The following is an 11,857-nucleotide window of genomic DNA, read 5'->3' as shown; positions in this document are numbered from 1 at the left end:
TAAAATGTAATAGATTCTTAAATATTTAACAATTCCTATATTTAAAAAATACAAAAGATGCTAAAATCCAAATATAGAGAAAATATAACTTTCGAAGGCGGTTGAAATAAATACATGTTTACTCAAAAAAAATCACTCCAACATACAATTGCTCAATTAGAAGAGCGTATACAAGAATTAGAAGCAGAATTAAAACAAAAAGATATTGAAAAGCAAGAGACTATTTCTACTATCCACGATCGTGTACAAAGCGTTGTCCAAGAGCATCAACTTGTAAATAACCAACACAATACACTTCAAAACTTAGTTCAACAATTAAGTTCATGTTTCGAAAATGTTTCAACACGTACGACACATTCCAATGAGTTAAATAATGAAATGTTACAAAAGGAACAAAGCTTAATTCAGTCTATTGCAGAAATTATTGACTGCTCTAATGAAGGAAAAGAATCCGTTCACCGCTTACTTATTGTAATTAATAAATTAGGTGAACAATCTCAACGCACGTCTAATAGTATGAATCATCTAAGCGAACGCTCAAAGGAAATCGAGCAAATTGTAGAAGTCATTCAAAACATTGCAGCACAAACAAATTTACTTGCATTAAATGCGAGTATTGAAGCCGCACGTGCTGGAGAGCACGGTAAAGGATTCGCTGTCGTTGCCAATGAAGTAAGAAAACTAGCGGAAAGTACAGCAGAAAGTACAAAAAACATCGGCAACTTAACGAAAAAAATTCAAGAAGAAATTGAAAAAGCATATGATAACACAAAAGATAATTTACATTTAGTCGATGAAGGTGTAGAAATGAGCGCCGATACAAATGCTAGAATTGAAAATATTTTAGTTATGATTCAAACGTTACAAAATGGTGCTACAAATGTTATTAAGGCTATCGAAAACCAAAAGTCTTGTAATGATGACATATTACGAGAATTCGCTAACACACAACAAATGTTCCAAAAATTAAATACTACTATTATGAATCATATTCATGATGCTGAAAAAGTCGATGTTCAATTGTCTAAAAGTCTTCAAGAAACAGTAACTTCTTAATTAAAAATAAAAATCCCTTATACTGCTATAAGGGATTTTTATTTTATTTTGAATATTTATTTCTTTTCAATATTCATCCATATCTTTGTTATAATGGAAAAGTTGTTTCTTTCAACTAATAAACAAGGAGGTTATTATGGAACAATTTTACTACGTTTTAAAATATTTAATTCTCGGTCTGTTCCAAGGACTAACAGAACCAATTCCGATTTCTTCAAGTGGTCATCTCGTTTTAGCACAACATTTGCTAGGACTAAAAATAGAAGGGTTTAGCTTCGAACTACTTGTTAATTCAGCTTCATTATTAGCTGTATTACTTATTTATAGAAATGATTTAATTCGTCTAACGAAGAATGGTCTCTCTTATATATTTACAAGAGCAGAAGACGCAAAATCAGATTTCTTCTTTATTATTTATCTTGTTATTGCAACCATTCCAGCAGGTGTTATTGGTGTTTTATTTAAAGATTACATCGATCAGTACTTAAAAGGTGTGAAGATGGTTGGGATTTCCCTTCTTATTACTGCTGTCGGCCTTTGGATTATTAGAAATTTACGCGGTCGTAAAAATGATGGCGACCTTTCTATGAAAGATGCAATCATCGTCGGATTAGCACAAGCTTGCGCACTGATTCCCGGAATAAGCCGATCTGGTGCCACAATCGTAGCAGCAATGTTACTTGGTATGAAGCAAGAAACAGCACTTCGCTTCTCATTCTTACTATACATTCCTGTTAGCTTAGGTGGCTTATTGTTAAGCATTACAGACATTGCAAATGATCCAAATCTAGACACATTATTCGTACCATATGTCGTTGCATTCATCGCAACATTTATCATGACGTATATTTCACTAAAATGGTTTATGAACATTATGGCAAAAGGAAATTTAAAATATTTCTCTTTCTATTGTATTATCGTAGGTGTACTTACTCTTATTTTCTTATAAAGTAAAACTTACAAATTGAAAGCGAGTCATCTAGTGTAATAGAATGACTCGCTTTTTTATACATCTATTAAGTTAAAATCTATTATTTACTTAGAATTTTCTGAATAGTATAATATTATTTAAGTTTACTATTACAGTAATTCTATCTTTCCTACTATTATCATAAAAGAGGTGTTTATATGTTTATAGTTACTAAACTCATTCACATTAAGTACGAATATGAAAATGAGCTACTTTATGGGCTTAAACAATATTATCCTTCCCCTGGAACGAACGGTTGTATTAACATAGAGTTTTCACATGTTCATCGTACAAATGATAAGGCAGAATATATGATTCGTCTGTTATGGAAAACACAACAAGATTACCATACATGGCTTTCTCAAAGAGAAGGCCATGTAACTTTGAAGCACAAAATACAAGGCTATATACTTTCTTCCAAATCAAATGCTACCTATGTGCATTAACCCTTCTCTTTTTATTCCTTACGAGGGGCAAAATGATAAAGTGAAACTTTAATCAGCCCTCATCAATCGGGCTGTTCACAAATAACAAGATAAGGACCCTCTTACTTTTCATACTGTAAGAGGGCTTCTCTTATGCATACACTTTCTTCTCTTGACAATACAAACGAATAACATGTTTATTTTGTTGAAATACATCATGCGTCAGACGAATAATAATAAAGTTTCTTTTTGTTTGATCATCATGAACAAAAATCTGTTCTCCCTCCTGAAAACGCCATGCACTTTCAAAAGTCGTAATATGATCCCCACTTACAGAAAAAAGTTCATATCGCATCTCTTGTACCCTCTCTCAACTTACATAATCATAATATCCTCATATTAAATTTATTATAACTTAATTCCTATAAAATTAGTAATTATTTCTATTTCGAAAGATTTTAACTTTGTATTTAAATATTTTTAGCGCTATAATGATAAACGAATTTTCATTGAAAGGAGTTTTACTTTGACTGCATATTTATTTCCAGTAAAAACAGCATTTATTTTATTCCCCTTTTTAGCAATGTTTCTTTTAATCCCTTTTTTAATATTTAATTATCGAAAATACGGTTATTTAAATAAATGGCGCTCATTTATTTTATACTCATTATTACTTTACTTATTAAATGCCTATTTTCTTGTTATTTTGCCGTTACCACAAACGTTTGATACTTGTAGCCTACAACCAGCTAATACACAACACATGCAACTCTCACCATTTTATTTCATACAAGAGATTAGTAGTCATACATCGGCAGTTTTAACGAAACCAGCTACTTATTTCTACTTATTAAAAGAGTCTGCGTTTTTACAAGTTGCATTTAATGTTCTATTAACTGTTCCATTCGGTATTTACTTACGTTATTATTTCCGACGTAGTTTCTTACAAACAATTTGCATTTCCTTTTTCCTTTCACTATTTTTCGAGCTAACACAAGTGACTGGATTATACGGTATATACAATTGTGCATACCGATTATTTGATATCGATGATTTGTTTTTAAATACATTAGGTGGCGTAATTGGTTTTATCATTGCACCAATATTTACGTACTTCCTTCCGAAGACAAACGAGTTAGATAGTCATATTGATTTGGAAACGAAACCAGTCGGATTCATTCGTCGCCTTATCGCAATGCAAATTGATTGGATTTTCTTATCTATCGTCGTACCTGTCGTTAAAAACAAAGGAAATTCTTTCTTCGTTTCTAATATGCAATCTTACACGAATATGTATGAACTCATTTTCATTACGTGTTCAATCCTTATTTATTTTATTCTTATTCCATACTTTACAAATGGAAAAACAATTGGGAAAGCATTGCTTCGCATTCATCTGAAAGGAAAATCAGATCGTATTACATTAAAAGAACTATTTATTCGCTACGGTATATTTTATTTTGCGTTAGGCGGAATCAATTATATTCTTTCTAGTAGCTCTATGTTAAATCATACAGAACCTTTAGTATTACTCGTTACATTGTTATTCCTATTTATCATTAACGGCCTATTCATTATTCATGTTTTACTGCATGTATTTAGCCGTGATAAACTACTATTTTATGAACATATTAGTCATACAAGAAATGCAATTACACTAAAAAAAGCTGACAAATAATTATTTGTCAGCTTTTTTATATACATAATGTGAAAATTTAATCAGTGGGGGTCTTACTGCCCGGCAAATAGCGGGATAAATAACTTTTCTGCATAAGGATTAAAAAACATTCCAAGTTCATCTAGAGACTTCCTCGCCTGTAAAAACGAATGAAACTCTGGATATATATCTTGTAATTGCTCATACGATAATGTATGCATTTTCCCCCAATGCGGACGCCCTTCATACTTCAGAAAAATTTTTTCCACTTCGCCAAAGTAAGCAGCATATTTCATACCTTTATACATATGAACAGCGATATACGCTGAATCTCTTCCATAGGCTGGACTAAGCCATATATCATCACCTTTCACATAGCGGCATTCGATCGGGAAGTGCACCTTATACTTTTTCTTTTCAATAAGATTTGAGATTTCTTCTACAACCGTCCTCATATACTTTGAAGGAATGCTATACTCCATTTCATAAAATGGTACCGTACGTGATGTAGCAAATACTTCATAGCTCGGGCCAATTATTTTTGTGTTTGGTACAGCTTTAGCTGATAATCGACTCACTCCTTTACTTATAGAAGGAAACCATTTACACCCTTTAGATAGTAAAGAGAACATCCTATTTTCAAGTAACTCCACCTTTAATTTATGCCATTTCAAATCACTGCCTGTATTCGTTGTTTCGTTCGTAAGTTTTACTTGTACTTCATCAGAATAAGGAAAAACGAAAAATTCAAAATGACGATGCTTCTTATATTCTTCTAGTTTGTTCATTACAGTGGATAATGACTGTTTTTCACTTTCATAAACGAGTGAATACGCTGGAATAACCTTTAATTTTATCTTTACAATGATACCTAACATTCCAAGTGACAACTGAAACGCTCTCCAATATTCTACGTTCTCAGTTTCCGAACAAACTATACTCTCACCATTAGATAGAACTGCCGTAATCTCTATAACTTGTGTTGATAAACTCCCAAAGGTAATACCCGTTCCATGAGTCCCCGTACTAATCGCTCCTGCAATAGATTGTGAATCAATATCCCCTAAATTTTCTTGCGCATAGCCTTTTTCCTCAAGTAACTTCCCTAAATCATATAACTTTGTTCCTGCCCATACTTCAGCAACCATCTTCTCTGCATCAATATTCACAATACCCTTCAATTCATCTAAAGAAACTAAAACTTCTTCCGTTTGCACAAGGGGGGTAAACGAGTGTCCTGAACCGACAACACGAATTTTCTTTCCCTTTTTTCGCGCAAGCCCCACAACTTCTACTACATCTTGTATACTTTCTGGATACATCGTATAATGCGGCGTTCCTTCTACATTCCCTGTCCAATTTCTCCACTTTTTCCCCTTTATAGAAAGCATTGGCCATCCCCCCGATATGTTGAATACTCCCCAACAATCTCTCCTTTTTTAACACGATACAAAAAAGGAAAGCGCTCACATAATTCACCAGCCTTACTATGACGAAACAAAATGGACTCTCCTATATCCACTCGTTCCTCGCCGCTATAAAAAATTGGCGTTTGTACCTCGCCAGCACCTTCTAAAGCTAATAGTTTTGCACCCTTCGGTCTCCAAACTTCAGGCTCTTTATCTTTTCCAACTGCTCCTGAAGCAATATACCCACCACCTAGGCAAGTGTAAATAAACGGGACTGGTTTACGCACAACTGGTAAAGCAAATCCGACCGCTGGATGAAATTTCACCTCTTTATAATAATCAAACAGCTTCGGAGAATAAAAAGCAGAACCTATTGTAATCTCTGAAACTGAATTATCTTTCTCAGTTGTTTTTATGCTTCCTGTTCCGCCTCCATTTACAAACCTTAGCTCAATACCAAGTTTTTGTATTGCTTTTACAATATGTTCTCTTCTTTCTTTCACTTCTAGCACTGATTTCTGCTTTAAATACGAAATCACTTTACTTTTCAGCCATTGATTCGGTATATGGTCTCCCACCCCAGCAATTTGAGCTTCATAACCCATCACACCATCTAACATTAAATATGATGACCTTCTCACCTTTTCTACTACTTTCAACGCATCCTGCACATTTTTTACTGGGGATCTTTGTACACCAAAATGAAATTGAAAGAAACGACTACTCATATCAATATCCAAACAAACACGAAAACATCCTTTAGATTTCTCAGCAATTTTTTCTAAATACACAATATGCTCTTCACAATCCACCATACAAGTTATAATGAAACCTTTCTTTGTTAGCAAACTAATTTCACACAAAGCTCTTTCATCATAAGCAGGATATCCGAGCAATAAATCATTAAATCCTTGTTCTATTAAAAATAAAACCTCTCTAGGTGAAAAGCACATAATACCTTGAAATCGATCATTTGCAGCTAAAATCTTTTGCATAATCGGAACAGAACGTAACGATTTACTCGCTATACGAATCTTCTTATTTCCACTTAACTCTATAATCGATTGAATATTTCTATCTAAAGCCACTTCATCCAAAAATGCACACGGTAATGGAACTTCTTTAAAAATTCCTCGATCCACATTTTTCTCTCCTCTTTTCAATATGTCTTATACATATTGGAAAGAAAGTATGATTTTCCTGTTTGCAAATAAAAAAAGTTTCTTCTTTACGAAGAAACTTTTTGAAACTACTTCATAGAAATAGTCGCCTCTACTGGATAATGATCAGAGTAATCATTATACATATATTTTTGGAACCATGATGTAACAGTCCATTGTGGAGATTTCGGCTGTAACACCTTATTCTCTATATACGATGGGTTCGCATGGTCTTTGCTTGCAATAATATAATCTAAATATTCGGCAGGACTATCAGGGAAATTATATTTTGCAATACTGTTTGTCGTTGCATCCCAAGTCGCTGTATGTCCAGTATAAGATGGTACAGAAGCGTTCAATGTTTTAAACATAGATGCATACTCTGAATCATTATTGTTCTCTGCATTTATCTTATTTACGTTCATATCACCACCAATTAACACATACTCATTATTTGGTATATTTTTATTTTTAATAAAATCTTGAATTTCTTTTAATTGGTTCGTACGTACAGATGCTGGTGAAGTTTTTCCGCACATACTATCTTCAGCCTGCAAATGCGTCCCAATCACGTGAACGAAACGATCATTTTTCTTAATTTTCGTGTATACAAATCCTTTATTCGATAAATTATCTGGCCCGCATCCTTTTGCAAATACATATTGAATCTTTTCAGCGATTGGCCATTTGCTCACAATCGCAACGCCACCATCTTCAGGAGTTGAAGATGAATAGTTTCCTAACGTTTTATCCCATTCACTTCCACTACTACGACCTAATACTGCTGTTTGATTTGGATATTCTTTCTTCAAATTCCCTAATAAACGATCTGAAGCGCTATTATCAAACACTTCATTTAATATAACTACATCTTGATTCTTTATATAATCTGCCGCCCCGATTAAATCAGCACGCTCAGTTTGTCCCCAGTTCGGATATAAGTTTGTTGATAGCATATATACATTATGCGTCATCACTTTTAATGTATCATTTTGATTTGTAGACACTTCTGCTTGAGCTGACGTTCCGCTATATAAAGCTCCTAAACCAACACCTAAGCTAAGTACACCTTTTAGCAATTTACCTTTCACGTTTCATACCTCCATGTATTGTATAGTGATAAAAAGGCCAAATACTCTATTCTGAGATTTGACCTTTTTTAAATACTTAACGATTTCCGTACGTATCAAACCAAAGCTGAATATATCCAGCAGTAACACGTTGTGCATCCATTAAACGCTTACCTGTCATTGGTGTAACTTCAGCGCGCCATTTATCTGCATATTCTTGTGATACAGCAGCTCTCACGAACCAATCTTTCGTATTATCATTTACAATGCCAGCGTAATCTTGTTTCGCAACTACTGCCGCTCCATGAATCCAATCTTCTGGATTCGTACCTTTCCAGTTCCAATATCCATTTCCATCCGTTACTTTATAATTATCTTTTATCGTATCTACAAAGTTTTCATATTTAGAATGGAATCCTTGTGGATACGATAGATTCGTAAAGTTTGCCGCATGCATCGGTTGGTTTACATCCCCTAAATAATGAAGAGATAATCCTAAATAGAAGAACGCTTGTTTCATATCTTTATTTTTATAAGACTCACCAGCTAATTTAAAATATTTAGCTCCTGTTTCCTTTGCCTGCTTTGCATATGGAATATAAGTTTTCCCATTGTCAGGGTCATAGAAATGTGAAGCAAATGTGCTATTATCATAATAAGGATTTTCATAGTCAGCAGCATAAATACCGTTCTCTAACTCAGTACGCCATTCATTTAATAGTGCAACTCGATCTTGTTTTACAAGTGTTGTATTACGAGACATAATATCAATTGCACGGTTTACAATCCATAAATGAGAATTCACGCCTTCTTTATGTTTATCTTCAGCAGACCAGCGCGGAATAACTCCAAATCTCTGTCCCCCATCATTTTCATGAGCAAATGCAACACTTTGTAATGGAGCAACTAATGTAATAGCTGCCGCTAAAGCAAGTACTTTCTTTTTCATATAAAATCCTCCATTTTATAATTGAATTATTGTAAACATTTTGTTAGGATCCTATGATGTCATCCGGTTAACCTATGACTAGAATATCCCACCTTTCATGAAATTTCTATCAATAAATTAAAATATGCAAATGTTCATATCATTATAACTTTATACACAGTGAATATAATGAATGAATACACTTTCATTTTAATAAACTATTATTAAGGCTTGTCTAAACTAATGTAAAAAAAAAGTAAAGCATCTGAATGCTTTACTCTTTTTTTCTATTCGATAATATACTTGGCAATTGTACATTAACTGCTAACTTATGAATAAATCCAAACACTAGTCCAATCCCAATAAATATGTATAAGATTGTAAATATCTTTCCGAAATCAGTTTGCGGACTAAAATTCCCATCACCGACAGTCGTCAACGTGACCACACTAAAATATAAAGCGTCAATAGGACGTAATCCTTCAACTGTACTATAAAAAATCGTACCCGATATTAAAGTCAAAATTGTTAATACAAATAATACTTGAAATTCTTTATCTTTCCACGCTCGTAAACAGGCTCTTAACATTCGCTTTAAAGTTAACAAAAATGAAAGCATTAGATTCTCCCTTCCAAACAAAAATACATTGAGTCAAAGGAAAGTCTATCACCTTTCAGTATAGAAAAAAAGTAGCCCTCTTCTATTTCTAGAAAAGGGCTACTCTATTCGATTCTATCTTATTTAGGTGAAACAAGAATTTTCACTTGTGTTTTATCTTTTACAAGTGCTTCAAATCCTTCTTCAACAACTTGATCCACTGTAATTTTTTTCGTAATTAATTTCTCTGCTTGAATTTGACCGGAGCTAATCAATTTAATAACAGCTGGGAAGATGTGACGGTATCCTAAAATACCAATAACTTCTTTTTCTTTTAATACTAAGTTATTTGGAGTAATTGTTGCGTCTTTTTCCCATACACTAACAATTACAGTTTGTCCTTCGAAGCTTGTACTTTCAATCGCTTGGCGTAGTACAACTTCAACACCTGTTACTTCAAAGCTAACATTTACACCTAAACCATTTGTTAAGTTACGAATTTCAGCTAACACATCTTGAGTTGCTGGATTTAATACATAATCCGCACCTGCTAATTTCGCTAACTCTTGACGTTCTTTAGAAAGTTCAACTGCAATAACAGGAGTTGCTCCTGCTGCTTTAGCTGCTTGGATAACAAGAAGTCCAATTGGACCGCAACCAAATACCGCTACAGCTTCCCCTTCTTTTAATTTACTTTGACGTACTGCATGAACTGCTACTGCTGCTGGTTCTACAAGCGCACCTTGTTCATACGTCATTTCATCTGGAATGTGATGAACCATATCTTCTGGTACTACTGTATATTCAGAGAAACCGCCGCCTTCTCCGCCAAGACCGTGGAAAACAAGTTGTTCACAAACATTGTAATGTCCATGTTTACAAGCTTCACATTTACCACAAGAATAAATTGGCTCTACAACAACGCGGTCTCCCACTTTATGAGATGTAACTCCTTCACCAATCTCTATTACCTCACCACTAAACTCATGACCTAAAATAACAGGTGCTTTCACATGTGTTAATGGATGTTCTTCTGTTGGAATAAAAATAGGCCCTGCTAAATATTCATGCAAGTCTGTCCCACAAATACCACACCATTTAACTTTGATTTTCACTGTTCCTGGTTTTACTGTTGGTTCTGGTACTTCTTCTACTCGTACATCACGTTGATTATGCCAAAGTAGTGCTTTCATTTTATACATCCCTCTCTATGTATATACTTAACCTGGTGAAGTTTACAATTCTATTATAATACTTCTATCCATATATTTCAAAAAAACAATCACATCCCCACTAAGTTTTTACAAATAAAGTTCAATATTTTGTCACTTTGTACTTTTTTCCACATCTGTTAATTCAATTTCATTGCAGGTGAAATTAGCATTGTGCCATAATAGCATAGGAGAGGTGAATATCGCTTGAAATATTTTATTTACTTTATCGTTATCGTGGCATTTTTAGATACATTTTCACAATTACCTATTATGAGTACTTTCGCTCAAAGCCTTGGAGGAACTCCTCTTATTATCGGGCTAGTTGTCGGTATGTACTCATTCGCTAATATGATCGGTAATATTATTGCTGGAGCCGCTGTCGATAAATTTGGTGCAAAAAAAATCCTTTATATAAGCATGGGAATTACGAGTTTCATAGTCTTGTTATACACCGTTGTTCAAAGTGGTGAACAACTATTAGTTGTGCGCTTTATGCATGGATTTAGTGATGGCTTTTTAATTCCTGCTGCCTTTACATTTTTATCAAAACAAACAAATGCAAAAAGACAAGGAAAAGCAATGGCTCTATCTGGTGCTGCTGTTGGAACAGCCGCAATCGTAGGACCTGCTTTCAGCGGTATTATGAAAGCAACAGCTGGCGTAGAGTGGGTCTTCATTACTATTTCTATTTTAATGGCTCTTGGTACGATCGTATCTCTATTCTTCTTACCAAATAACGTATCAAGAAAAGATACATCAAGAACGCAAATGATGAACAAAGAAGATATGGTTGAACTTTTAAAATCAGAACCGTTATTACAAGCATATATTGGTGCTTTCACATTAATGTTTTCACAAGGAATTGTCACTTATATGTTACCAGTAAAAGTTGAGGCATTAGCGCTTAAAGCATCTACAACAGGCATGATGTTAAGTGTATTTGGTATAACTGCTATCCTCTTCTTCTTGCTTCCAACAAATCGTATTTATGATCGATTTAATCGTTCGAAACTAATGCTAATCGGAATTGCAGTTATGGCATTCGCATTATCTTTACTCGGATTATTTGCTACAAAAGGTATGCTCTTTATCGTAATGATGATTTATGGAATTGGATTCGCAATCCTCTTTCCGTCTATTAACGCTTTACTTGTTGAAAATACTACAGACGATAATCGCGGAAAGGCATTCGGATTATTTTATGCCTTCTTCTCATTAGGAGTTGTTGCTGGCTCCTTTACAGTCGGCGCAATCGGAGCATCACCTAGCATCAGCTTCATTATCGGGACAGCATTTTTATTAACATTTGCTGGGATGATTTATGTAAGAAGCAAAGTAAAAAAGACAATGATGGGATAATCCATCGTTGT

Annotated in this window: 12 protein-coding genes; 5 read left to right on the top strand and 7 right to left on the bottom strand. The window is 34.1% G+C overall.

All coding sequences use genetic code 11. The features are described from left to right. Positions 1-114: 114 nt before the first annotated feature. The 3 genes from MR136_RS21845 (at position 115) to MR136_RS21835 (ending at position 2,472) form a co-directional block, all read left to right on the top strand. On the top strand, positions 115-1,056 hold the full coding sequence (locus MR136_RS21845; protein WP_000495031.1) for a methyl-accepting chemotaxis protein: 942 nt from the start codon (positions 115-117) through the stop codon (positions 1,054-1,056). Between the two features lie 136 nt (positions 1,057-1,192). Next, entirely contained in the window at positions 1,193-2,005 is an 813-nt protein-coding gene (locus tag MR136_RS21840) for an undecaprenyl-diphosphate phosphatase (RefSeq protein WP_000434794.1), read from the top strand. 179 nt (positions 2,006-2,184) lie between these two features. Next, positions 2,185-2,472, top strand: coding sequence for a hypothetical protein (locus MR136_RS21835; protein WP_000471238.1), 288 nt, complete (start codon positions 2,185-2,187; stop codon positions 2,470-2,472). Between the two features lie 130 nt (positions 2,473-2,602). Here the strand turns inward: MR136_RS21835 and MR136_RS21830 are convergent, their stop codons facing one another. Further along, complete coding sequence (locus MR136_RS21830; RefSeq protein ID WP_001268332.1) at positions 2,603-2,806, bottom strand: hypothetical protein; 204 nt, start codon at positions 2,804-2,806, stop codon at positions 2,603-2,605. 171 nt (positions 2,807-2,977) lie between these two features. Here MR136_RS21830 and MR136_RS21825 point away from each other — a divergent pair, with 171 nt between their 5' ends. Further along, positions 2,978-4,129 (top strand): VanZ family protein, encoded by a 1,152-nt coding sequence (locus MR136_RS21825; protein WP_000128025.1) that lies wholly within the window; start codon positions 2,978-2,980, stop codon positions 4,127-4,129. Positions 4,130-4,182: 53 nt separating this feature from the next. On the opposite strand, the gene MR136_RS21820 is transcribed toward MR136_RS21825, so the two are convergent. From MR136_RS21820 to bdhA, 6 genes are all read right to left on the bottom strand, one after another. After that, the gene (locus tag MR136_RS21820) at positions 4,183-5,499 is read right to left on the bottom strand and encodes a D-arabinono-1,4-lactone oxidase (RefSeq protein ID WP_000948912.1); all 1,317 of its coding nucleotides are present in this window, start codon (positions 5,497-5,499) and stop codon (positions 4,183-4,185) included. After that, complete coding sequence (locus MR136_RS21815; RefSeq protein ID WP_000373754.1) at positions 5,487-6,659, bottom strand: amino acid deaminase/aldolase; 1,173 nt, start codon at positions 6,657-6,659, stop codon at positions 5,487-5,489. The genes MR136_RS21820 and MR136_RS21815 overlap by 13 nt, the downstream gene beginning before the upstream one ends. 107 nt (positions 6,660-6,766) lie before the next feature. Continuing rightward, positions 6,767-7,768, bottom strand: a complete 1,002-nt coding sequence (gene sph / locus MR136_RS21810) for a sphingomyelinase C (RefSeq protein ID WP_017673720.1) — start codon at positions 7,766-7,768, stop codon at positions 6,767-6,769. 76 nt (positions 7,769-7,844) lie between these two features. Then, on the bottom strand, positions 7,845-8,696 hold the full coding sequence (cerA, locus tag MR136_RS21805; protein WP_000730997.1) for a phospholipase CerA: 852 nt from the start codon (positions 8,694-8,696) through the stop codon (positions 7,845-7,847). A 253-nt stretch (positions 8,697-8,949) separates the two neighbouring features. Then, positions 8,950-9,294 carry a potassium channel family protein gene (locus MR136_RS21800; protein ID WP_000948210.1) on the bottom strand — a complete coding sequence of 115 codons (345 nt, stop codon included), beginning with the start codon at positions 9,292-9,294 and terminating at the stop codon, positions 8,950-8,952. A 119-nt stretch (positions 9,295-9,413) separates the two neighbouring features. Continuing rightward, complete coding sequence (bdhA, locus tag MR136_RS21795) at positions 9,414-10,466, bottom strand: (R,R)-butanediol dehydrogenase (protein WP_000645827.1); 1,053 nt, start codon at positions 10,464-10,466, stop codon at positions 9,414-9,416. A gap of 225 nt (positions 10,467-10,691) precedes the next feature. On the opposite strand from bdhA, the gene MR136_RS21790 reads away from it, so the two are divergent. Further along, on the top strand, positions 10,692-11,846 hold the full coding sequence (locus MR136_RS21790) for an MFS transporter (RefSeq protein ID WP_000873271.1): 1,155 nt from the start codon (positions 10,692-10,694) through the stop codon (positions 11,844-11,846). The last annotated feature ends 11 nt before the right edge of the window (positions 11,847-11,857 follow it).

Origin of the sequence: Bacillus cereus group sp. BfR-BA-01311 (assembly GCF_022664295.1) — a bacterium.
GTDB classification, from domain to species: domain Bacteria; phylum Bacillota; class Bacilli; order Bacillales; family Bacillaceae_G; genus Bacillus_A; species Bacillus_A cereus.
This window is presented reverse-complemented; position numbering and strand designations above follow the sequence as displayed.